This window comes from Pseudomonas sp. FP1154, assembly GCF_030687245.1.
In the GTDB taxonomy this organism is placed as follows: Bacteria; Pseudomonadota; Gammaproteobacteria; order Pseudomonadales; family Pseudomonadaceae; genus Aquipseudomonas; species Aquipseudomonas rhizophila.
In genome coordinates this window covers 188,634-213,903 of the sequence record NZ_CP117465.1, presented here as the reverse complement: position 1 = coordinate 213,903, position 25,270 = coordinate 188,634, and the positions used below count along the sequence as shown (strand labels likewise).

Annotated in this window: 10 protein-coding genes; 3 read left to right on the top strand and 7 right to left on the bottom strand. The window is 61.0% G+C overall.

The window, feature by feature from the left end; genetic code table 11:
* Genes PSH91_RS00910 through PSH91_RS00900 form a run of 3 tightly spaced genes read right to left on the bottom strand, consistent with a single transcriptional unit; the run spans position 1 to position 4,194 of the window.
* Entirely contained in the window at positions 1-2,097 is a 2,097-nt protein-coding gene (locus PSH91_RS00910) for a biotin/lipoyl-binding protein (protein ID WP_107321354.1), read from the bottom strand.
* A gap of 1 nt (position 2,098) precedes the next feature.
* Positions 2,099-3,418 carry an efflux RND transporter periplasmic adaptor subunit gene (locus PSH91_RS00905; protein ID WP_047230439.1) on the bottom strand — a complete coding sequence of 440 codons (1,320 nt, stop codon included), beginning with the start codon at positions 3,416-3,418 and terminating at the stop codon, positions 2,099-2,101.
* Entirely contained in the window at positions 3,415-4,194 is a 780-nt protein-coding gene (locus PSH91_RS00900) for an efflux RND transporter periplasmic adaptor subunit (RefSeq protein WP_305467044.1), read from the bottom strand. Before PSH91_RS00900 ends, PSH91_RS00905 begins: the two co-directional genes overlap by 4 nt.
* A 465-nt stretch (positions 4,195-4,659) precedes the next feature.
* Here PSH91_RS00900 and PSH91_RS00895 point away from each other — a divergent pair, with 465 nt between their 5' ends.
* Positions 4,660-5,349 carry an NYN domain-containing protein gene (locus PSH91_RS00895; protein ID WP_047230442.1) on the top strand — a complete coding sequence of 230 codons (690 nt, stop codon included), beginning with the start codon at positions 4,660-4,662 and terminating at the stop codon, positions 5,347-5,349.
* Positions 5,350-5,509: 160 nt separating this feature from the next.
* Here PSH91_RS00895 and PSH91_RS00890 read toward each other — a convergent pair whose 3' ends face one another.
* Genes PSH91_RS00890 through PSH91_RS00880 form a run of 3 tightly spaced genes read right to left on the bottom strand, consistent with a single transcriptional unit; the run spans position 5,510 to position 10,411 of the window.
* Positions 5,510-6,877 (bottom strand): HlyD family type I secretion periplasmic adaptor subunit, encoded by a 1,368-nt coding sequence (locus PSH91_RS00890; RefSeq protein WP_047230443.1) that lies wholly within the window; start codon positions 6,875-6,877, stop codon positions 5,510-5,512.
* Positions 6,867-9,023 carry a type I secretion system permease/ATPase gene (locus PSH91_RS00885; protein WP_047230444.1) on the bottom strand — a complete coding sequence of 719 codons (2,157 nt, stop codon included), beginning with the start codon at positions 9,021-9,023 and terminating at the stop codon, positions 6,867-6,869. The genes PSH91_RS00890 and PSH91_RS00885 overlap by 11 nt, the downstream gene beginning before the upstream one ends.
* A 38-nt stretch (positions 9,024-9,061) precedes the next feature.
* Positions 9,062-10,411 (bottom strand): TolC family outer membrane protein, encoded by a 1,350-nt coding sequence (locus PSH91_RS00880; protein ID WP_047230445.1) that lies wholly within the window; start codon positions 10,409-10,411, stop codon positions 9,062-9,064.
* Between the two features lie 359 nt (positions 10,412-10,770).
* On the opposite strand from PSH91_RS00880, the gene PSH91_RS00875 reads away from it, so the two are divergent.
* Positions 10,771-24,009: a retention module-containing protein gene (locus tag PSH91_RS00875; protein WP_305467040.1), complete on the top strand. Its 13,239-nt coding sequence runs from the start codon at positions 10,771-10,773 to the stop codon at positions 24,007-24,009.
* Positions 24,010-24,148: 139 nt separating this feature from the next.
* Positions 24,149-24,487, top strand: a complete 339-nt coding sequence (locus PSH91_RS00870) for a hypothetical protein (RefSeq protein ID WP_047230543.1) — start codon at positions 24,149-24,151, stop codon at positions 24,485-24,487.
* Between the two features lie 286 nt (positions 24,488-24,773).
* On the opposite strand, the gene PSH91_RS00865 is transcribed toward PSH91_RS00870, so the two are convergent.
* Positions 24,774-25,133: a DUF6124 family protein gene (locus PSH91_RS00865; protein WP_047230544.1), complete on the bottom strand. Its 360-nt coding sequence runs from the start codon at positions 25,131-25,133 to the stop codon at positions 24,774-24,776.
* Positions 25,134-25,270: the final 137 nt, after the last annotated feature.

The following is a 25,270-nucleotide window of genomic DNA, read 5'->3' as shown; positions in this document are numbered from 1 at the left end:
TTAAAACCCGCTTTCCCTGACACCCAGCGCCGCCAGCCGACGCCAGGTCGCTCCCAACACCGACTCACCGTGCCCCTGCAACACCACTACGCCACGCAGCGGTTGCGCCGGCGCAGGCGTGTTATCAACAGCACTCAAACGCACGCCATATTGCGCCTGCACCGGCTCCGCCCGTTGCTGCGAGTCACGCCGTACCGCGATCGGCCCGTGGTGATCCGACGTCAACGCCTGTTGCTCGACCCAGGCCACGCCATTGGTGTCGATCTCGTTCAATTGCACGGCAATCGAGGGGTGCATCGGATCGTCAGCAATGAAACGCCCCGTGGCCCCGGGTTCGACCCGCCAAAGCTCGGCTTCGGTCAGGTAGCCGCGTAAGCGGGAGTCGGCCTGTACCACCCGCGCCAGCGGCTGTGTGGGCGACAACCAGCGCCCCACCGACAACTGTGGTAACAGATCACGCACCTGTCCGGCATGGGGCGCGCGTAACAGCAGGCGCTCACGCTGGGCGACCAGGCCCCGGTATTCGGCCACCGCTTCGGCCAGTTGTTGTTCGACGATACCGGCATCGGCGGCGGTTTCGCTGCGGCCGGCCTGGCGACGCATCTGCAACTGCTGGATCTCGATTTCCCGACGCACAATCGCCAGGCGCGAGGCCATGTCAGGCGACTCCAGCTCGATCAACACATCGCCCTGGGCCACGGTCTGGCCGTCATGCACATTCACCTGTTTGATCCGCGCCGCCACCGGCGCATGCAAGGCACTGGCGCGACCGGCCTCGAGCATGACCGGCACCTCCACGGCGCTACGCCAGGGCAACAGCAGCACCAACGCCAACGCCAGTAACACCAGGCCACTGAGCAGCACTCGCGGACCATGGGCCTGCTCGCGCCGGCTCCACCACTGCCGCCATTCGTTCACGATGGGCATAAAAATGAACCACACCAATTCCACCAACATCAGGAAAATGCCCAGCACCTTAAAGAACAGGTGATAGACCGCCAGGGCAATACCCAAAAACAACGCCGCGCGCCATAACCAGGCGCCGTATCCCCACACCAGCAAGCGACGACGCATTGTCGGCGTCCAGGGTTCCGGAGCCGGCGCGCCATAACCGAACAAGGCTTCACGCAAACGCCAGCGGCACAACGCAAACGCTCGCCCCTGGAGGTTATCCACTGCCCAGAAATCACTGAGCAGAAAATAACCGTCGAAGCGCATGAAGGGGTTAAGGTTGATGATCAACGTGGTGATCCAGGTGGCGCTGGCCAACATGAACGCTGCGGTGCGGGCCGGTCCGTCGGGCAACAGCGACCAGGCCAGCAACGCGATGCACGCCAGCAGCAATTCGGCCAGTACACCGCCGGCGCCGATCAGCAGCCGGGCACGACGATCATTGACCCGCCAGGCGTCGCTGACGTCGGTGTAGAACATCGGCAACAGCACCATGAATGCCACGCCCATGCTCTGCACACGGCAACCGGCGCGCTTGGCCATGAAGGCATGACCGAACTCGTGGCACAACTTGGCGAAGAACAACGCCACCGCGAACGCCAGCGCGCCACCCAGGCTGAACAGGTGCGGAAACGTCGCCACGAAGCGCTGCCAGTCCCGCGACACCAGAAAAATACCCACGCCCAGGGTCAGCGGCATGCCATACCGCAGGATGGCGGGCCCGTACCGTGCGAGAAACGGCCAGGCGCGATTGAGAAAAGCATCCGGGCGCCACAACGGAATGCGAAAAAACAGATACTGGTGCAGCAGGATCTGCCACAGGCTCTGGCGCTGGGCGGCCGTCTTGAACTGATAGCTGTCGCGCTGTTGCGGGTCCATGGCGCTGATCAGATCGTGACCTCGCAAAAAGCCCAGCAATTGCTCCAGCGACTCATTATTGAGCGGAAGGCCCGGCTCACGGTTCGCGGCTTGCAGCACCTGTTCCGGCTCACCAAGGGACCAGTGCCGCAGCATGCGCATCGCCGCCGCGCCAAGCTTGAAATAGCGCCCGCGTACCGGATCGGCCAGGGTCCATTGAGGGGAGCCGTCCGGGTCCGGGGCCGCCGGGGACAATTGCAGGTCTGGCCGCAGGCTCGGCAGTCCCATGCTACAGACCCACGCTCTGGCGCAAGCCGGCCAGTGGTCGACGCAACAGGTACAGCGCCAGCGGGGCGCGATCGCCGAAAATTTTCGCCGTGCCCCGCAGGCCGATGCGCGGCGCCGCGTCATCGAAACGCGCGTCCAGGCGATACGCCAGTTGCCCGGCAGCTGTGGGTTGCGCCTCGTAGGCCGAACGTTCGAGCCTGGCCAGGTGTCGCTGCAACGGGTCGCTGTCGAGGAACAACGCCACCTGGGCACCGGGGGCCAGGTCAATCGCGTCGCCCACCGCCAGCTCAATACGCAATTCGGCCTGGTTCGGGTCGGCGATTTCCATCAACCGCTCCCCCGTCTGCACCGGCTTGCCGAGCCAACGCTCTGCATCGGCAAATACCGCAATACCGTCCCGTTCGGCGCGCACTTCACTGCGCTTGAGCAACTCGATTGCATAGTCGCGTTCGGCGCGTTTCTGCTCGACGCGAGCGGCCAACAGATCAATCTTCGAACTGGATTCAGCGTCGGCAAACGAGCGCTGGGAATTGGCCTTGAGTTCCGCCTCGGCCACGCCCAACACGCGCTCGGCCACATCGGCCTGGGCCTTGAGACTGGTGCTTTCGAAGCGCAACAGCAAGTCGCCGCTCTTGACGCTCTGGTTGGGTTTGACCAGGAATTGGGCGATCACCCCGTCCAAAGGCGCCGCCACCACCTGCCCGCCCAGCGGCACCACTTCGGCCGGGGCCAATACCGACTGACGGACAGGAACCAGCAAGCCCAACAGCAGCACCGCCACCAAGGCGACCTGACGCTTGCGGGTCCAGCGCAAGCGCCACGGTTTGCGCGGTTGCAGCGCCAGCCAGGCGTGGCTATAGGTGTCGCCCAGTTGCGACAGCAGCACTTGTTCAGAGGGGGGCCATGGCAGGTCACGGGCCAGCCACAAACCGCCGAACACCTGCCCCTGATGATCGATCAACGGCAGCCAGAATACCTGCCCCGCCGACAGGCTTCGCCAGTCCGCCTGAATGGAGTCGCTCACCCCATCGGCGGCAATTACCCGGGCCTGGTTCAGCAAGCCTTTTTTGAACAGCTGCGCCACCGCCTGCTCGACAAACGCCACGAACGGTGCGTTCGGATCCACGGCACTGACGCCGGTCACCGCCTGGACCTTGCCGGCGATCAACAGCGCGGCATGGCGGAACCCGAACAGGGCCTGACCATCGTTGACCAGGCTGTAACTCAGTTGCGCCGGGGTACGCGCAGCCCGCGTCTGGCGCTCCAAGTCGAGGAATCGGGCAAATACCTGTTCGGCGCTGCCCGTGATCGGCGCGTTCACTTGAACTCCGCGAAACGCGCCGTACCGCTCATGCCGGACAACAGCCCCTTGGCGTCAGGCAGCGTCGCCACCAGCAGCAAAGTCTGGCTACCCTCATCGATGCGCGCGCCAAGGCGTTTGACCGTCGCTTGCAGCGGCTGGCCGGTTTCATCGGGGACAAAGGTGAAGGACTGGCCCGGCTTGAGCCTGCCCATCCAACGCGAAGGCACCAGCAGATGGATTTCCAGGGTGCGGTTGTCCACCACGTCCAGCAACGGCGCGCCGGCGGCCACGCTTTCATAGCGCTGCACCTCGCGCGCCACCACCTGTCCATCGAACGGCGCGATCACGCTGCAGCGCTTGACCTGGACCTGATAAACCTGGGACTGCGCCTGCGCTTCGCTGAGCCTGGCCTCGGCGCGCGCCACTTCGAAACGCCCGACCGATTTCAACGCCGCCAATTGCTTGTTATGGGCCAGTTCTTCACTGGCACCACGGCTCGCGGCCCGAGCTGCATTGAGCTGAGCCTGGTACGCTGAACAATCGAAACGCGCCAGGGTATCGCCCTGCTTGAAAGACTCCCCCTCACTGAACGGCAACTCGACAATTCGTCCGGCCAACTCACTGGCAAGCACCGCCTGATCCCGCGCCCGAAGCACCCCACGCGCCTCATTGCCGCTCGGTGCACTGGCCCTGACGCCGCTCTCGAGCAGCGGATCATCGGAAACAGGCGTCTGCGCCTGCACACAGCACGTTACAAAGACCAACCCCCAAACCCAACTACCTGAACGCCGCATAACCGTTACTCCCTGACGGATGGGCGGAGTCTACGACAGCGGTGGGGGGCGTCAAGGGAGTAGCAGGGAGGAGGAAGCAATCTCTTGTTTCAAAAAGACCAAAGAGGAGATCAAAAAGCGCTCGGTTTTTGCTGGGATGAGTCGGTATCAAATCCCACAGAATCTTGAGAGCTTCCACTCATACAAAACGGCTTTCGGTGATGGATCTCTCGTGTTCTCCGCAGGAGCCCTCAATTTCGTAACAAACGCTGACAGATCAAACAAAGAATGAGTTTGACCTCCCACCGCGCATACGCTCAACACTGATCTGCCGGTGAAAAAAGGTAAACCAAACAGCAGTTGACGCCATGTCACGCTCAACTTAGGATGGCTTTACTCAACCCCGTACGCAGAGATTCAATTTTCTGGCCGTTGGGGTGAAAAAACCGGCTTAGGCCGGTTTTTTCGTTTCTGGGGATTGAGCTTGTGCGAACCGCATTTTTTGTAGATGGCTACAACCTGTTCTATGGGCTGCTCGCGGACACACCTTACAAGTGGCTGGATCTGCGAAGTCTGTTGTCGCATATCGCGCATATCGAAAATCCGCAGAGCACCACTTCCTCGGTTGATTACTTCACCTCCTCGGTCAAACCGTCATTGGCCACCCGGGGTCAAGCATCAAAAGAAGCGCAAGACACTTATATTCGCGCCCTGAAGAGCACCCATATCTGTGTCCATTACGGTCACCATCAACTTGAACCTGCCAAGGCCCCTCGCTTTATTGATAGAAAGACGAAAGCGTCTCGCAACGACAAAGTCGACATCTGGAAGCTGGAGGAGAAAGAAACGGATGTTCACATGGCAATCAGCATGTATCGAACCGCTGCCAAGCAAACGAAACTGAAGCATCATGAACGGTTGGAGCAGTTGGTGCTTGTATCCAGCGACACCGACATGACGCCGGCCTTGAGAGCCGTACGAGAAGACTTTCCTGAAATAACCGTCGGCGTCATTCTTCCCCACAGAGCCGAGCTGAATCGCCCGTCTCCAGGTTCGCTAAAGCAGCACGCCCACTGGACACGCCGCGTTGTCACCTGCGAGGAACTCCAATCCCACCAGTTCCCCACCCGAGTACCCACCCACAAAGCCCCCGCTATCAAACCGGAGTACTGGTAACCCCGCAGCCGGATATACAAACGCCCAGTTCCGATACCCCTAGTCCAACCGTGGCAACTCACTATCGCGACACAGCCAGTCACCCTGTGGGAGCGAGCCCGTTCGCGATGACGTCAGCCCAGACAACTCGGCACTTGTGGTAAGGGGGGCAGTTCAAACACTACCGCTCGTGCAACGCCTCGGCCCGGGCCTTGATGATGGGTTTGAGTAGGTAACTGAGTACGGTTTTCTTGCCGGTGATGATGTCCACCGAGGCCACCATGCCCGGGATGATCAACAGGGGTTTTTCAGGGGTGCCCAGATGACTGCGCTCGGTGCGCAGCTTGATGATGTAGTAAGTGGTTTTCTTGTCTTCGTCGGTGATGGTGTCGGCGCCGATCTGCTCCAGCTTGGCTTTCAGCCCACCGTAAATGGTGTAGTCGTACGCGGTGAATTTCACCGTGGCGTCCTGGCCGGGGTGCAGGAAGGCGATGTCCTGGGGACGGATTTTCGCTTCCACCAGAAGCGTGTCATCCAGGGGCACGATTTCCACCAGGTCACTGCCGGGCTGGATGACCCCGCCGATGGTGTTCACCAGCAACTTGTTGACGATACCCCGCACCGGCGAGGTGACCAGTGTACGGCTTACCCGATCCTCCAAAGCCTTGCCGGTGGCCTGGGCCTTGTTCAGGTCGGTACGCGCCTCATTGAGTTGGGTCAGGGCTTCGCTGCGGAACTTGCCGCGCGTCTCATCGATCTTGCGCTGCACTTCCTTGATCGCCGATTCAGCGCGGGGAATCGCCAGTGTCGTGGCGTCGAGTTGCCCACGGGTTTCGACTTCAGCCCGCTTGAGCCGCAGCACTTCCACCGGTGACACCGCGCCCTGGGCTACCAGCGGCTCGGACATGTTGATCTCCTGGCGTTGCAACGACAGGGCGGAGCGGTACTGCGACTGCTTGGAAACAAACTCGCGCAACTCCTGCTGACGCTGGATCAACTGCTCCTGCAACCCGCCGATTTCATCGTGCAGTTGTTGGCGGCGGCTGATGTACAGCGACTCTTCGCTGGCGGCCTGGCGCGGAACCGCCTTGAGCACGTCCTCCGGGAAGTTCAGCGGCCGGTCATCGACTTCGGCACTCAGCCGCTCGACCCGCAACAACATGGACAAGCGATCAGCCTCGGTCTCCCCCACATTAGAGACAAACCGAGTGTCATCCAGGCGAATCAACGGCGCGCCGGCCTCGACGATCTGCCCTTCGCTGACAAACAGCTCGGCAACGATCCCGCCTTCCAGGTTCTGGATCTTCTGGATCTTGGACGACGGAATCGCCTTGCCGTCGCCCTTGGTCACTTCGTCGACCTGCGCGAAGTTGGCCCACAGCAACAGGAAGACAAAGAAGCCGATGATCCCCCAGATCGTCAGCCGCACCACTCGCGGAGCGTCTTCGATCAGGGCTTTGTTGACCTCAGGCAGAGGCTGGCCATGCAGCGAGTCCGAACCCTTGAAATAGCGGCCCACGGCATTTTTCAAACCCGACTTAAGCAACACTGATCTGCCCCTTCTTCAACGCTTCCATCACCGCGGCTTTCGGGCCGTCGGCGAGGATCTGCCCACGGTCGATCACCAACAGGCGGTCCACCAGCGACAGCAAGGATGCCCGATGCGTCACCAGCAGCACGGTCTTGTTTTCCACCACGGCGGCCAGGCGCTGTTTCAAGCGTTCCTCACCGGTGTTGTCCATGGCGCTGGTGGGTTCATCCAACAGCAGGATGGGCGGGTTGAGCAGCAGCGCGCGGGCCAGGGCGACGTTTTGGCGCTGGCCGCCGGACAGGTTCTGCCCGCGCTCGCCAACTTGCAGTTCATAGCCTTGCGGGTGCAAGCGCGCGAACTCGTGCACACCGGCAAGTTCGGCGGCCTGGAGCACCAGTTCGTCCTCGACGTAACGGGCGCCGGAGGTCAGGTTGTCCCGCAGGGTACCGGCCAGCAGCTGGATATCCTGCGGCACATAACCGATGTTGTAGCGCAGCTCGCTAACGTCGATCTGACGAATGTCCACGCCATCCACCAACAGCGCCCCGTCGTCCGGTTGATACAGCCCCACCAGCAACTTGGCCAGGGAGCTCTTGCCCGAACCGCTACGACCGATGATGCCGATTTTTTCCCCGGGCTTGATCACCAGGTTGATGTTCTTCAGCGCAGCGTTCTGCTGGTTCGGGTAGGTGAAATTCAACTGACGGCATTCGATGGCACCCTGCAAGACCTTACGGCTCAACGGGCGCTCTTCGAAGTTGCGCTCCTGGGGCAGCTCCATCATCTGATCGACCGAAACCATGGTCACCCGCGCCTGCTGATAGCGAGTCAACAGACCCGACAGCGACGCCAACGGGCTGAGGGCGCGGCCACTGAGCATGTAGCAGGCGATCAACCCACCCATGCTCAGGTTGCCGGCAATGATCTGATAGACGCCGAAGACAATCATGATCACCCCGGCCAACTGCTGGATCAGCAAGGTGATGTTCATCGCCAGGCCGGACAGCATCTTGACCCGCAGCTCGAGGCGGCTGAGGGTGCCGATGGTTTGTTCCCACTGGTATTGGCGCTCGCTCTCAGCGTTGTTGACCTTCACCGCATCCAGACCGGCCAGGGTTTCGATCAGGCTGGATTGACGCTCGGCGCCCAGGGCCATGGTTCGCTCCATGGTCGCCACCAGGGGCTTTTGCAAGGCGTAGCCGATCAGCAGGGCAATCGGAAAGGCCAGCACCGGAATCCATACCAGATGCCCGCCGAGGATCGCGATGACCATGAAAATCAGCAAGGTGAACGGCAGGTCAATCAGGCTGGTAAGGGTCAGCGAGGCGAGAAAGTCCCGCAGGCTTTGGAATTCATGGATGTTCTGGGCAAAGCTGCCCACCCGTGCCGGGCGATACTTCATGGCCATGCCAACGATGCGCTCGAACAGCGTCGCCGAAATGATCAGGTCGGTTTTCTTGCCGGCCAGGTCCAGGCACAGGCTGCGCAACATCTTGAGGATCAGGTCGAACACATAGGCGCCGGTAATACCGATCGCCAGCACCCACAGGGTGGACTCGGCCTGGTTCGGCACCACGCGATCGTAAACGTTCATCACGAACAGCGGCGCCGCCATGGCGATAATGTTGATCAGCAAGCTGGCAGCGATGGCGTCGGCGTACAGCCAGCGCGAGCGCTTGAGCGTGTCGCGGAACCACGAACGCGCCCGAGGAATGAGCGTGCCGTGGTTCACGTCGAATTTGTGTTGCGGTTGAGCGAAGAACACTTTGCCGCTGTAGTCGTCGGCCAGCAGTTCACGGCTGACCGTCACTTCGCCGCCATCACTTTCGCTGAGCAGCAGACGCGCCTGGTCATCGCCGACCCAGCCGAGCAACACCGCGCTACGACCATCCTTGAGCAACAGCAGGGCCGGCATGGCGATGGTCGGTATCTGCTCGAGCTTGCGTTGCAGCACCCGGCCTTGCAGACCGGCACGTGCTGCCGCTCGCGACAATAATTCGACGCTCAGCCGTTGCTTGGGTAACGGCAGGCCGGTGGTGAGCATCGCCGCGCTGGCCGGCTTCTGATGGAGCATGCAAAGCGCCAGCAAGCCGTCCAGCAATGGGTCGTCGTGCAGCGTGCGTGGATCATGGATGAGTTCGGCTCGACTGACTTCTGATTCCACGCTGGGCACTCTTTGCTGATCAAAACGGGATGGATGACTCAATTCATCCCAGGCAACTGGACCCTGGGCTTGACGTCATTCTGCACAACGGATGCCAACGGCGCGACAACCCCCTGACTTTTGAGCAACTGCCCCATGGTTGCCTTGATCCGATATTGGCTGAACAACTGCACGTTCTTGATCTCCGCCAGGCGGCGGGAGGCGCTGAACAGCTCGTTTTCGCTGTCGAGCAAGTCGAGCAGGGTCCGCTCGCCGAGACCGAACTGCCGCTGGTAGGCGGTGCGTACGTTGGCGCTGTGATCGACGTACTGCTGGGCAATCGGTACCTGGGCGTTGGCGTTGTTGAGGGCGTTCCAGGCCAGGCCCAACTCTTCAGTCAGTTGACGCAGGGCGTTGTTGCGGATGTCCAGGGCCTGGTTCGACAGATACGACTTGGACTCCAGATCCGCCTTGTTGCTACCACCGGCGTACAGGTTGAAACGCATACGCAGCATGGCTTGCCATTCGTTGTTGTGACCGTTCTGACCATCCAGATCGTTGTCGGCGGTACGGCCCAACTCGGCGTCGAAGCGGGGGTAGAAGCTCGACTTGGCGGCTTCGTACTGTTGCTCGGCGGCCGCGATGTCGGCTTCGGCGGAACGCAACACCGGGCTGTTTTCCAGCATCTGGGCACGGGCTTCGTTCAGGTTGGCCGGCAACAGCGCCAGAAAATCGGCGGGACGTTCCAGCTGGTCGGGCATCTGGCCCACGGCGCTGAGGTAGTTGGTCTCGGCGTCGGCCAGGTTGGTCTGCTCGGTGATCAGGTTGTTGCGGGCCTGGGCCATGCGCGCCTCAGCCTGATCCAGATCGGCGCCGCTGCCCACGCCACGGTCGGTGCGCAGCTTGATTTGATCGAAGATGCGCTCGTGACTCTTGAGGTTTTCCTCGGCCAGACGTACGAACTCGCGTCGGGTCAGCACGTCCAGATAAACCTGGGCAACGGTCAATCCGGTGCGCTCGGACGCGTCCAGCAAGGAATAGGCACGGGCATTCACGGTGGCTTGTTGACGCCCCACTTCGCTGGACGTCGCAAAACCGTCAAAAACCATTTGCGTCAGGCGCAGGCTGGACTCGCTACGGTTCAAGGTTTCCCAATGATTATTGCTGCCCGAGCGGGTCGTCACACTGTCAGTACCTTCGCGACCGTACCCCGCCGCAAGGTCCACTCTAGGCAGGTAGCCGCCTTTAGCGGCCTTGAGTTGGTAGTCCGCCGCCAGTCGGCTGTTCACACCGGCCTGAATCTCAGGATGGACATCCAGCGCCTGTTGCATAGCCTGCGGCAAGGTTTGTGCTTGTACGAAACTGGCGGCGAGGGCGAAAGGTAAAGCCTTGAACAGGTGCAAACGCATGGTTGGATTATTCCCGAAACTCTTGTCTTGAATCACAGCGAAAGGTGGCGCTGCATCGGATGATGGCAACCGGGATGACCGTATGTCGGAAAGTTCGAAACAGGCAGTGAATCATGCACCGAAAGAACAGGTCGCCGCTTAAATATCAATGTGACATTACTGAAGCGATTGTTTAGGATGGCCAGCAGAAGGTCAATAGTTTGGCATAAACAAAAAAATCAAAAAAACCAAGCCAAAATATTGACGTCATGAAGCGTCAAAACAACCTTATTTAGCGAAGCAAGAGCGTCCAGACCGGCGCAGCCAGAGGCTGTTCGGTACATGGAAGTCTACTGAACGTGGCACCCGGAGAGTCTTCAATGAGCAGTGTTATTGCCGTCGTCAAAAGCATTGTTGGTCAGGTTTTCGTCGTATCCCCCGAAGGCATCCGGCGTGTGCTCATTGAAGGTGACCGCCTGTCCACAGGCGATCAATTGGACACCGGCGCTGCTGGCGCCGTTACATTGGAACTGGCCGATGGGCGCACGCTGGACCTGGGTCGCGACACCCAGTGGAGCGCCACTGCCCCGGACTCCTCCACCGATCTCGCCCAGGCCACTGCCCAGGCTGCGCCGTCGGTAGAAGAACTGCAGCAGGCCATTGCCGCCGGCGTCGACCCGACGACCGCCCTTGAAGCCACCGCCGCTGGCGCCACTGCTGCAGGTACGGGTGGGGCCGCCGGTGGCGGCCACAGCGTTGTGATGCTGGATGCCACCGCTGGCAGCGTCGACCCGACCATCGGGTTCCCGACTGAGGGTTTGAGCGCAGCCGTGGCCGCTGACGATGACATCACCGGCGGCGACACCGACGCCGATACCACTGCCAACGCGGTGCTTGATTCGACGTTGACCCTGAGCGCCACCCCGACCCTGACCGAGGCCGGCGGCGTGCTGGTCTACACCGCGACCGTCACCCAGGCGCCTCAGACCAACCTGATCGTGACCTTGTCCAACGGCGCAGTGATCGTGATTCCCGCCGGGCAACTGACCGGCAGCGTCAACGTCCCCCTGGCGCCGAACGACACTGTCTATAACGACCCTAGCCAGATCAGCGTCACCGTCACCGGCACTACTGGCGGCACCGGCATTGCCGTGACCTTGCCCACCACACCGGCAGTGACCCAGATCACCGACACCGTGGACACCACCACCGTCACTTTGACGGCCGGCAACACCGTCACCGAAGGCGGCCAGATCACCTACACCGCCACCCTGACCAACCCGGCCCAGACGCCAGTGACCGTAACCTTGAGCAATGGCTCGGTCATCACCATCGCTGCGGGCCAGACCACCGGCACCGTCAACGTCGACACCCCGGCCAATGACGTCTACAACAACGGCAGCACCGTCAGCACCACTATTACCGGTGCCACGGGCGGCAACTTTGAAAACCTGGTGCCGAGCACCACGCCTGCCGTGACGACGATCACCGATTCGGTGGACGCCACCGGCCTGACCTTGACCGCCAGCAACACCGTCACCGAAGGCGGCCAGATCACCTACACCGCCACCCTGACCAACCCGGCCCAGACGCCGGTGACCGTGACCTTGAGCAATGGCTCGGTCATCACCATCGCCGCCGGGCAAACCACCGGCACCGTCAATGTCGATACCCCGGCCAACGACGTTTACAACAATGGCAGCACCGTCAGTACCACCATTACCGGTGCCACGGGCGGCAACTTTGAAAACCTGGTGCCGAGCACCACGCCTGCCGTGACGACGATCACCGATTCCGTGGACGCCACCGGCCTGACCCTGACCGCCAGCGACACCATCACCGAAGGCGGTCAGATCACCTACACCGCCACCCTGACCAACCCGGCCCAGACGCCGGTAACCGTGACCTTGAGCAATGGCTCGGTCATCACCATCGCTGCCGGACAAACCACCGGCACCGTCAACGTCGATACCCCGGCCAACGACGTCTACAACAACGGCAGCACCGTCAGCACCACTATTAGCGGTGCGACTGGCGGCAACTTTGAAAACCTGGTGCCGAGCACCACGCCTGCCGTGACGACGATCACCGATTCCGTGGACGCCACCGGCCTGACTTTGACCGCCAGCGATACCATCACTGAAGGCGGCCAGATCACCTACACCGCCACCCTGACCAACCCGGCCCAGACGCCGGTGACCGTGACCTTGAGCAATGGCTCGGTCATCACCATCGCCGCCGGGCAAACCACCGGCTCCGTCAACGTCGATACCCCGGCCAACGACGTCTACAACAATGGCAGCACCGTCAGCACCACCATTACCGGTGCCACGGGCGGCAACTTTGAAAACCTGGTGCCAAGCACTACACCTGCCGTGACGACGATTACCGACTCGGTGGACGCCACCGGCCTGAGTTTGTCAGCTTCCACTGAAGTGGCCGAAGGCGGTTCGATTGTCTACACCGCGACCCTGACCAACCCCGCTGGCACTCCGGTCACCGTGACCCTGAGCAACGGCGCTGTAATCAACATCGCCGCCGGTGCCACCACCGGCACTGTGACCGTCAATGCGCCGACTGACGACGTCTACAAAGACGCTGGCAAAGTCGAAGTCAGCATCGATAACGCAACGGGCGGTAACTTCGAGAACCTCGTTCCGAGCACGACTCCGGCAGTGACTGATGTCACCGATACCATCGATACGTCGACTGTCAGCCTGACCGCGACTTCCTCCGTGGCTGAAGGCGGAACCGTCGTTTACACCGCTTCGGTCAACGCACCGGTCACCGGCGCTCCGTTGGTCGTAACGTTGAGCAACGGCCAGAGCATCACCATTCCAGTCGGTTCCAGCAGCGGTTCGGTCAACTTCGTGACCCAGAACGATGCCCTTGCCGGCGGCGACAACCTGAGCGTCAAGATTGATGATGCTCAGGGCGGCAACTACGAAAAACTGGACATCGACGCGACTCCCGCTGATACCACCGTTACCGATGTGCAGGACACGACTGGCCTGACACTCTCGGCCACTGACACCGTTGCCGAAGGCGGTTCGATTGTTTACACCGCAACCCTGACCAACCCCGCTGGTTCGCCAGTGACCGTGACTCTGAGCAACGGCGCTGTAATCAACATCGCTGCCGGCGCTACCACCGGCACTGTGACCGTCGATGCGCCAAAAGACGACGTCTACAAAGACGCCGGTAAAGTCGAAGTCAGCATCGACAACGCCACGGGCGGCAACTTTGAGAACCTGGTGCCGAGCACCACGCCAGCCGTCACCGACGTGACCGACACCATCGACACCAGCACGGTTTCGCTCACTGCGACCGCGAATGTAGCTGAAGGCGGCACCGTGGTTTACACCGCCTCGGTCAACGCACCGGTCACCGGCGCTCCGTTGGTCATCAACCTGTCGAACGGCCAGAGCATCACTATCCCGGTTGGCTCCAGCTCCGGTTCGGTGAACTTCGTTACCCAGAACGATGCTTTGTCAGGTGGTGATTCGCTGAGCGTCAAGATTGATGATGCTCAGGGCGGCAACTACGAAAAACTGGACATCGATGCCACTCCGGCTGACACCACCGTTACAGATGTGCAGGACACGACTGGCCTGACCTTGAGTGCTACCGATTCGGTTGCTGAAGGTGGTCAAATCACCTACACCGCAACCCTGACCAACGCCGCTGGCTCGCCGGTCACCGTGACCTTGAGCAATGGCGCAGTGATCAACATCGCTGCCGGCGCCACAACTGGCACCGTCACCGTCGATGCTCCAAAAGACGACGTCTACAAAGACGCCGGCAAGGTCGAAGTCAGCATCGATAACGCCACGGGCGGCAACTTCGAGAACCTGGTACCGAGCACCACTCCAGCCGTCACCGATGTCACTGACACCATCGATACGTCGACTGTCAGCCTGACCGCGACTTCCTCCGTGGCTGAAGGCGGCACCGTCGTTTACACCGCTTCGGTTAACGCTCCGGTCACCGGCGCTCCGCTGGTGATCACCCTGTCGAACGGTCAGAGCATTACCATTCCAGTCGGCTCCAGCTCCGGCTCGGTCAACTTCGTTACCCAGAACGATGCTTTGTCAGGTGGTGATTCGCTGAGCGTCAAGATTGATGATGCTCAGGGCGGCAACTACGAAAAACTGGACATCGACGCGACTCCCGCTGATACCACCGTTACCGATGTGCAGGACACGACTGGCCTGACCTTGAGTGCTACCGATTCGGTTGCCGAAGGTGGTCAAATCACCTACACCGCAACCCTAACCAACGCCGCTGGCTCGCCGGTCACCGTGACCTTGAGCAATGGCGCAGTGATCAACATCGCTGCCGGCGCTACTACCGGCACTGTGACCGTCGACGCGCCGACTGACGATGTCTACAAAGACGCTGGCAAAGTCGAAGTCAGCATCGACAACGCCACCGGCGGCAACTTCGAGAACCTGGTGCCAAGCACCACTCCAGCCGTCACCGACGTGACCGACACCATCGACACCAGCACGGTTTCGCTCACTGCGACCGCGAATGTAGCTGAAGGCGGCACCGTGGTTTACACCGCTTCGGTCAACGCCCCGGTAACGGGCGCTCCTTTGGTCGTCACCCTGTCGAACGGCCAGAGCATCACTATCCCGGTTGGCTCCAGCTCCGGTTCGGTGAACTTCGTGACCCAGAACGACGCCCTTGCTGGCGGCGATAACCTGAGCGTCAAGATCGACGACGCTCAGGGCGGCAACTACGAAAAACTGGACATTGATGCCACTCCAGCGGACACCACCGTTACCGATGTGCAGGACACGACCGGTCTGACCTTAAGTGCAACCGATACCGTTGCTGAAGGTGGTTCGATCGTTTACACCGCCACATTGACCAACGCCGCTGGCTCGCCAGTGACCGTAACCCTGAGCAATGGCGCCGTAATCAACATCGCTGCCGGCGCCACCACCGGCACTGTCACTGTCGATGCGCCAAAAGACGACGTCTACAAAGACGCCGGTAAAGTCGAAGTCAGCATCGACAACGCCACCGGCGGTAACTTCGAGAATTTGGTGCCGAGCACCACTCTAGCCGTCACCGACGTGACCGATACCATCGACACCAGCACGGTTTCGCTCACCGCGACCGCAAATGTGGCCGAAGGCGGCACCGTGGTTTACACCGCTTCCGTCAACGCGCCAGTCACCGGCGCTCCGTTGGTCGTGACGTTGAGCAACGGCCAAAGCATCACCATCCCGGTTGGCTCCAGCAGCGGTTCGGTGAACTTCGTTACGCAGAACGACGCTCTTGCCGGCGGCGATAACCTGAGCGTCAAGATTGATGATGCTCAAGGCGGCAACTACGAAAAACTGGACATCGACGCCACTCCGGCTGACACCACCGTTACCGACGTTCAGGACACGACTGGCCTGACGCTCTCGGCCACTGACACTGTTGCTGAAGGCGGTTCGATTGTTTACACAGCGACATTGACCAATGCCGCTGGCTCGCCAGTGACGGTGACCTTGAGCAACGGCGCTGTAATCAACATCGCTGCCGGCGCCACAACTGGCACCGTCACCGTCGATGCTCCAAAAGACGACGTCTACAAAGACGCCGGCAAGGTCGAAGTCAGCATCGACAACGCCACGGGCGGCAACTTTGAGAACCTGGTGCCGAGCACCACTCCAGCCGTCACCGATGTCACTGACACCATTGATACTTCGACTGTCAGCCTGACCGCGACTTCCTCCGTGGCTGAAGGCGGCACCGTGGTTTACACCGCTTCGGTTAACGCCCCGGTGACCGGCGCTCCGCTGGTGATCACCCTGTCGAATGGTCAGAGCATCACCATTCCAGTCGGCTCCAGCTCCGGTTCGGTCAACTTCGTTACCCAGAACGACGCCCTTGCTGGCGGCGACAACCTGAGCGTGAAGATCGACGATGCTCAGGGCGGCAACTACGAAAAACTGGACATCGACGCCACTCCAGCGGACACGACTGTCACTGACGTGCAGGACACCACCGGCCTGAGCCTGAGCGCTACCGACTCGGTTGCCGAAGGTGGTTCGATTGTTTACACGGCAACCCTGACCAACCCCGCTGGTACTCCGGTCACCGTGACACTGAGCAACGGCGCGGTAATCAACATCGCTGCCGGCGCCACAACTGGTACCGTCACCGTCGATGCTCCAAAAGACGACGTCTACAAAGACGCCGGCAAGGTCGAAGTCAGCATCGACAACGCCACCGGCGGTAGCTTCGAGAACCTCGTTCCGAGCACGACTCCGGCAGTGACTGATGTCACCGACACCATTGATACTTCGACCGTCAGCCTGACCGCGACTTCCTCCGTAGCTGAAGGCGGCACCGTGGTTTACACCGCTTCGGTCAACGCCCCGGTCACCGGCGCTCCGTTGGTCGTAACGTTGAGCAACGGCCAAAGCATCACCATCCCGGTTGGCTCCAGCAGTGGTTCGGTCAACTTCGTGACCCAGAACGATGCCCTTGCTGGCGGCGACAACCTGAGCGTCAAGATTGATGACGCCCAGGGCGGCAACTACGAAAAACTGGACATCGATGCCACTCCAGCGGACACCACCGTTACCGACGTACAGGACACCACCGGTCTGAGCCTGAGCGCTACCGATTCGGTTGCCGAAGGTGGTCAAATCACCTACACCGCAACCCTGACCAACGCCGCTGGCTCGTCAGTGACCGTGACTCTGAGCAACGGCGCCGTAATCAACATCGCTGCCGGCGCTACCACCGGCACGGTCACTGTCGATGCGCCAAAAGACGACGTCTACAAAGACGCCGGCAAGGTCGAAGTCAGCATCGATAACGCCACGGGTGGCAACTTCGAGAACCTGGTACCGAGCACCACGCCAGCCGTCACCGACGTGACCGATACCATTGATACTTCGACCGTCAGCCTGACCGCGACTTCCTCCGTGGCTGAAGGCGGCACCGTCGTTTACACCGCTTCCGTCAACGCGCCAGTCACCGGCGCTCCGTTGGTCGTGACGTTGAGCAACGGCCAAAGCATCACCATCCCGGTTGGCTCCAGCAGCGGTTCGGTCAACTTCGTTACACCAAACGACGCCCTTGCTGGCGGCGATAACCTGAGCGTCAAGATCGACGACGCCCAGGGCGGCAACTACGAAAAACTGGACATCGATGCAACTCCGGCGGACACCACCGTTACTGACGTGCAGGACACCACTGGCCTGACGCTCTCGGCCACTGACACCGTTGCCGAAGGCGGTCAAATCACCTACACCGCGACATTGACCAATGCCGCTGGCTCGCCAGTGACCGTGACTCTGAGCAACGGCGCTGTAATCAACATTGCTGCTGGTGCTACCACTGGCACCGTGACCGTCGATGCGCCGACTGACGACGTCTACAAAGACGCCGGCAAGGTTGAAGTCAGCATCGATAATGCCACCGGTGGCAACTTCGAGAATTTGGTGCCAAGCACCACGCCAGCCGTCACCGACGTGACCGACACCATTGATACCAGCACGGTTTCGCTCACCGCGACCGCAAATGTGGCCGAAGGCGGAACCGTGGTTTACACCGCCTCGGTCAACGCACCGGTCACCGGCGCTCCGCTGGTGATCACCCTGTCGAACGGTCAGAGCATCACCATTCCAGTCGGCTCCAGCTCCGGTTCGGTCAACTTCGTGACCCAGAACGACGCCCTTGCTGGCGGCGACAACCTGAGCGTCAAGATTGATGATGCCCAGGGCGGTAACTACGAAAAACTGGACATCGACGCCACTCCAGCGGACACCACCGTTACGGACGTGCAGGACACTACCGGCCTGACGCTCTCGGCCACTGACACTGTTGCCGAAGGTGGTTCGATTGTTTACACCGCAACCCTGACCAACGCCGCTGGCTCGCCAGTGACCGTGACTCTGAGCAACGGCGCCGTAATCAACATCGCTGCCGGCGCTACCACTGGCACAGTAACTGTCGATGCGCCAAAAGACGACGTCTACAAAGACGCCGGCAAGGTCGAAGTCAGCATCGATAACGCCACGGGTGGCAACTTCGAGAACCTGGTACCGAGCACCACGCCAGCCGTCACCGACGTGACCGATACCATTGATACTTCGACCGTCAGCCTGACCGCGACTTCCTCCGTAGCTGAAGGCGGCACCGTGGTTTACACCGCTTCGGTCAACGCCCCGGTCACCGGCGCTCCGTTGGTCGTAACGTTGAGCAACGGCCAAAGCATCACCATCCCGGTTGGCTCCAGCAGTGGTTCGGTCAACTTCGTGACCCAGAACGATGCCCTTGCTGGCGGCGACAACCTGAGCGTCAAGATTGATGACGCCCAGGGCGGCAACTACGAAAAACTGGACATCGATGCCACTCCAGCGGACACCACCGTTACCGACGTACAGGACACCACCGGTCTGAGCCTGAGCGCTACCGATTCGGTTGCCGAAGGTGGTCAAATCACCTACACCGCAACCCTGACCAACGCCGCTGGCTCGCCAGTGACCGTGACTCTGAGCAACGGCGCCGTAATCAACATCGCTGCCGGCGCTACCACCGGCACGGTCACTGTCGATGCGCCAAAAGACGACGTCTACAAAGACGCCGGCAAGGTCGAAGTCAACATCGATAACGCCACGGGCGGCAACTTCGAAAACCTGGTACCGAGCACGACTCCGGCAGTGACTGATGTCACTGATACCATCGACACCAGCACCGTTTCGCTGACCGCGACCTCGACTGTGGCCGAAGGCGGCACCGTGGTTTACACCGCCTCGGTCAACGCACCGGTCACCGGCGCTCCGTTGGTCGTGACGTTGAGCAACGGCCAAAGCATCACCATCCCGGTTGGCTCCAGCAGCGGTTCGGTCAACTTCGTGACCCAGAACGACGCCCTTGCTGGCGGCGACAACCTGAGCGTGAAGATCGACGATGCCCAGGGCGGTAACTACGAAAAACTGGACATCGACGCCACTCCAGCGGACACCACCGTTACGGACGTGCAGGACACCATCGGCCTGAGCCTGAGCGCTACCGACTCGGTTGCCGAAGGTGGTTCGATTGTTTACACGGCAACCCTGACCAACCCCGCTGGTACTCCGGTCACCGTGACACTGAGCAACGGCGCGGTAATCAACATCGCTGCCGGCGCTACCACTGGCACAGTAACTGTCGATGCGCCAAAAGACGACGTCTACAAAGACGCCGGCAAGGTCGAAGTCAGCATCGATAACGCCACGGGTGGCAACTTCGAGAACCTCGTTCCGAGCACGACTCCGGCAGTGACTGATGTCACCGATACCATCGACACGTCGACTGTCAGCCTGACCGCGACTTCCTCCGTGGCTGAAGGCGGCACCGTGGTTTACACCGCTTCGGTCAACGCCCCGGTAACGGGCGCTCCTTTGGTCGTCACCCTGTCGAACGGCCAGAGCATCACCATTCCAGTCGGTTCCAGCAGCGGTTCGGTCAACTTCGTGACCCAGAACGATGCCCTTGCCGGCGGCGACAACCTGAGCGTCAAGATTGATGATGCCCAGGGCGGTAACTACGAAAAACTGGACATCGACGCCACTCCAGCGGACACCACCGTTACCGACGTGCAGGACTCGACCGGCCTGAGCCTGAGCGCCACCGATTCGGTTGCTGAAGGCGGTCAGATCACCTACACCGCAACCCTGACCAACGCTGCTGGTACTCCGGTCACCGTGACACTGAGCAACGGCGCTGTAATCAACATCGCTGCCGGCGCCACCACCGGCACGGTCACTGTCGATGCGCCAAAAGACGACGTCTACAAAGACGCCGGCAAGGTCGAAGTCAGCATCGACAACGCCACCGGCGGTAACTTCGAAAACCTGGTACCGAGCACCACGCCAGCCGTCACCGACGTGACCGACACCGTCGACAACACCATCGTCAGCATCACCGGCAGCACCTCGGTCACCGAAGGCCAGGCCGCGACGTACACCGTGAGCCTGACGAACCCGGCGCAAACCGAAGTGACGCTCAAGATCGTCTACAGCGGTACCGCCGCCGACGGTACGGACTTCACCGGCGTCTACACCGTGAAGATTCCGGCCAATGCCACCAGCGCCACTTTCAACGTGGCGACGCTGGACGACAAGATCACCGAAGGTACCGAAAACTTCGTGGTCAAGATCGACTCGGCCACCGGCGGCAACTTCGAAAACCTGGCCGTCAGCGGCACCAACGGCAGCGTCAGTACCTCGATCATCGACAACGATGCACCGCCGGTACTGGACCTGGATGCCAACAACTCCAGCGGCAAGACCGGCGCCGATTACCAGGTGACCTTCACCGAAGGCACCACCGGTCCGGGCGTGTCCATCGGCGACACCGACCTGAAAATCACCGACCCGGACAGCACGATGCTGACCGGCGCCACCATCGTGCTGACCAACCGTCAGCCCGGCGATGCGCTGAACCTGGGTAACAGCGTCAACGGCATCAGCATCAACGCCAACAGCACCAACGGCACGGTCACCCTGACCCTGTCGGGCAATGCGACGCTGGCCGACTACATGCAGCAAATCAAGAACATCAGCTTCACCAACAGCAGCGACGACCCGAGCACCGTGCCGCGCATCATCACCGTGACGGTGACCGACGGCACAAACTACTCCAACACGGCCACCACCACCGTGAACGTGGTCGGGGTCAACGATGCGCCGGTCGCAACCGGCGGCGCGGTGACCGGTACCGAAGACACCTCGTTGATTCTTGGCTGGTCGACCTTTGGTGTCAGCGATGTGGACAGTTCGGCATCCAGCCTTGGGGTAAAAATCACCGGACTGCCCGCTGACGGCAAGTTGCAGTATCTGGACGGTGCAACGTGGAAGGACGTGGCCAACAACCAGACCTTCACCAAGGCCGACATCGACGCCGGCAAACTGCGCTTCACACCGGATACCAATGAGTCCGGCGCCAACGGCAACGCGAACGGCGTGGGCGATCAGAAATCCGATTACGCGCAGATCAAGTTCCAGCCAACCGACGGTCAGGCGCTGGGCACTACCGGCACCGTGAAGATCGACATCACGCCGGTCGCTGACGCACCGACCCTCAACGTAGCCGGGAACGCCGTGACCTCCACTGGCCTGGTCAAGGAAGTCTGGACCGGTCTGTCGGGCCTGGGCACCGATGGCAGCGGCGCGCCGTCCGGTACGCTGAAGTCGGTGATCGATGCCGCCGGAACCCCCAACAGCAGCACCACCGTGAACAACGTGCAGTCCGACAGCAACGTGAATCCGGGCACCGCGTCGAAAACCTCGGGCCTGATTTTCCTCGAAGCTGGCAAGACCTACACCTTCAGCGGTACCGGCGATGACAGCCTGTTGGTGACCATCGGTGGCAAGGATGTCGCGGGCATCACCTGGGGAGCGGGCGGCAAGCTCAATGGCTCGTTCACCCCGACCACCAGCGGCTACTACACCCTGGACATCTACCACCACAACCAGACCGGCCCGGGCAGCTATGACGTGAACCTGTCGGTCAACGGCAGCACCCCGACCGACCTGAGCAGTGCCGGCGTGCCGCTGTACACCGGCGTGGCTGATCTGGTGAATGCGGGCGTGACTGTTTCGGACCTGCACGGCACCAATGGTGAAGGCTACTACGACGGCTTCAAGCTCAACGAAGGCGCCGAAGGCGGCAGTGTGAACCTGTCGAAGATCACCACGGCGCTGACCGATACCGACGGCTCCGAAAGCCTGAGCGTGAAAATCGGCGGGATCCCGGAAGGCAGCGTGCTGAGCGACGGTGCCGGCCACACGGCGACCGTGGGCAGCAATGGCGAGGCCTCGGTCACCGGCTGGAATCTGGGCAGCCTGACCCTGACGCCACCGACCTACTACAACGGCCAGTTCAACCTGACCGTAACCTCGACTTCCACCGAAGCCCTCGGCGGCTCGGCAACCACCACGGCGCAGATACCGGTCACGGTTCATCCGGCGGTCTACAACTCCGCCACGGCCACCTCTGGCAGTGACAACGTCACCGGCACCGACGGCAACGACATTGTGGTCGCCGACATCGGCGGGCTGACCGTCGTGCCAGGCGTCAACTACAACATCGCCTTCATGGTCGACAGCTCCGGCAGCATGAGCGCAGCGTCCGTCACAGCCGCCAAGGACTCGTTGACGTCGGTGTTCAACACCCTCAAGCAGAGCATGGGCGGCAACTCCGGGACGGTGAACATTTTCCTGGCAGACTTCGACAGCCAGGTGAATAAAACCGTATCGGTCAACCTCAAGGATCCGAACGCACTCGCGCTGCTCAAAAGTGTGCTGGATTCGATGGTGTCCGGCGGCGGTACCAACTACGAGGACGTGTTCAAGACCACGGCCAACTGGTTCAAGAGCAGCGAAGCCCTGAGCAACACCGGCGCGACGAACCTGACGTACTTCATCACCGACGGCCAGCCGACCTACTATCAGTCCGGCGAGCAGACGAACCCGACCTTGTATGGCGACGTGAAGCTCGACAGCCTGATCACCACGACCAACTACAAGCTGGGCCAGACGTTCAGCGCCGAGCTCGACAGCACGCATCGCGTTCAGGTCGACGCATCCGGCAATCTCACCCTGCTCACCTGGAAAAAATCCTGGGGCGGTTACTGGAGCAGTGAGGAATTGGGCACATTGCGCGCCCAAGGCGACGGCACCTATGAGTTGTCGTACCGCGACGGCACCGGCAGCAGCACCGGCTCGACCACCACCAGCAACTCCCTGAGCGCTTTCGCGCTGTTGAGTTCGGTATCTGGCGTGGAAGCCATCGGCCTGAACAAAGGCGTGACGCTGGATGACCTGAAGGACTACGACTCGGACAAGACTCCGCAGACCAACATCGATCCCAAGAACCTGGCCGACTCCATCATCGGACACACCGAAGCGACCCTGCCGGGCGCTGACACAGTCAACGGGGCAGACGGCAACGACATCCTGTTCGGCGACCTGGTGAGCTTCAATGGCATCGCCGGCGAAGGTTATCAGTCCATTCAGGCCTTCGTGGCCCAGCAGAGCGGTGTGGAAGTCAGCAAAGTCACCACCAGCAACGTGCACCAGTACATCACCGAGCACTACAACGCTTTCGATGTGTCCGGTGCCAACGATGGCAATGACACACTGCTGGGCGGTGCCGGTAATGACATCATCTTCGGCCAGGGCGGCAACGACCTGCTCAACGGCGGCAAGGGCAATGACATCCTGCTCGGCGGCAAAGGCAACGACACGCTGATCGGCGGCCAGGGCAACGACACCCTGATCGGTGGCCTGGGTGGCGACACCTTTGTCTGGAAGTCCGGCGACACTGGCACCGACGTGATCAAGGACTTCAAGGCCAGCGAAGGTGACCGGATCGACCTGCGGGATCTGTTGCAGGGCGAAACCGGCAGCACCATCGACAACTTCCTGAAGATCAGCACGGTCGATGGCGTGTCGTCGCTGCAGGTCAGCACCTCCGGCAAGTTCAACGCGGGCGACGCCGCAGCGGCCACCCCTGATGTGACGATCAAGCTGGAAGGTAACAACTGGTCGAACATCAACCTGAACTCGTTGATCGCCGGCAGTGATCCGACCATCAAGGTCGATCACAACAACAGCTGACCGTGGCTTAACGGCCGCCCTTAGGGGCGGTCGTACCGGGCTGCATCCAGGATGACGATTTTGTCGCCACCCTCCATACTCGCGCGCAGTTGGCCTATGCTGCCCAGCATGACGCCGCTTCATACATGAGGGATGCCCGATGTTTTATGTGCAACGCGATGCACAAGGCCTGCTGGTGCGCGTGGAAGCCACCGCTTATGCGGAGGCTACCGAAACCCTGCCGGCCGACAGCCACGAAATCCAGGACTGGTTCGCCAACCAGGCGGTAGAAAACAGCCTCAAGCAGCTCAAGCAGAGCGACTTGGAAATGATCCGGGTCCTTGACGACTTGATCCAAGTGCTGACCAGCAAAGGCGTCATCCGCGTCACCGACCTGCCCCCCGCGGCCCAGGCCAAGCTGATGGACCGCAACCAGGCCCGGGAAGCCTTGGGCGGGTTGAGCCGGTTGATCGATGATGATGAGAAGGGGTTGATCTAAGCCTGGTTCATCGGTGTCGAGGCTGCCCTCATCGCGAGCAGGCTCGCTCCCACAGGGGGATGGGGCAAGTCGCAGATATTGCCGTCACGCAGTTCTTATGTGGGAGCGGGCTTGCTCGCGAAAGCGGTGGGTCAGTTTGCGATGATGTTGGATGTGCCGACGCCTTCGCGAGCAAGCCCGCTCCCACAATTGGATTTGTGTCAGGGCGCAATTTTCCATTCGCCAACAGGCCTCTTGTGGGAGCGAGCCTGCTCGCGATGGCCATCTTCAATCCGCCACAGGCCTGTCAGTTCGACGTTTGAACCTCAAGCCGATCCATCGCCCGCTCCACCAACAAATGCACCCCGTCGGCCATTCGGCTGATCGCCAGAATCACGCTGCGGCGCGAGCCGTCGACGTCATCAGCCAGGTCGGCGGCGATGGCGCTGATGGACAGCAGGTCTTCGGAGGCATTGGCCAGTAAGGTTTCGGTGTCGATGTTCGGGGATACGATGAAGAGCTGGCCTGCTTGGGCCTCGTCGACGGGTTTGGGTTTGAGATAGTAGTCGAGAGCGCGCTCGGCGGCTTCGTCGAGTTTTTTTGCTTGCAGGGTTTCGACTCGGGATTTGGATGAGGGCTGTGGAGGGTTAGGCGTAGCTTTGAACATGGTTTGGGCTTCCTATTCAATTCAGAGCCGCCCTGGCTCGCTTGCACGCGATGAAGGGTGGCAGCTATGTGCGAGTGTGCAAGACCGAGTAAGACAACGCCCAAAAACCTCGGCAGACCCGAAGGTCTCCCGCACAC

Bases quoted from the DNA above. Each gene is read 5' to 3' on its own strand.
- PSH91_RS00865 (WP_047230544.1), bottom strand. From the start codon at position 25,133: ATGTTCAAAGCTACGCCTAACCCTCCACAGCCCTCATCCAAATCCCGA.
- PSH91_RS00900 (WP_305467044.1), bottom strand. From the start codon at position 4,194: ATGCGGCGTTCAGGTAGTTGGGTTTGGGGGTTGGTCTTTGTAACGTGC.
- PSH91_RS00875 (WP_305467040.1), top strand. From the start codon at position 10,771: ATGAGCAGTGTTATTGCCGTCGTCAAAAGCATTGTTGGTCAGGTTTTC.
- PSH91_RS00880 (WP_047230445.1), bottom strand. From the start codon at position 10,411: ATGCGTTTGCACCTGTTCAAGGCTTTACCTTTCGCCCTCGCCGCCAGT.
- PSH91_RS00870 (WP_047230543.1), top strand. From the start codon at position 24,149: ATGTTTTATGTGCAACGCGATGCACAAGGCCTGCTGGTGCGCGTGGAA.
- PSH91_RS00910 (WP_107321354.1), bottom strand. From the start codon at position 2,097: ATGGGACTGCCGAGCCTGCGGCCAGACCTGCAATTGTCCCCGGCGGCC.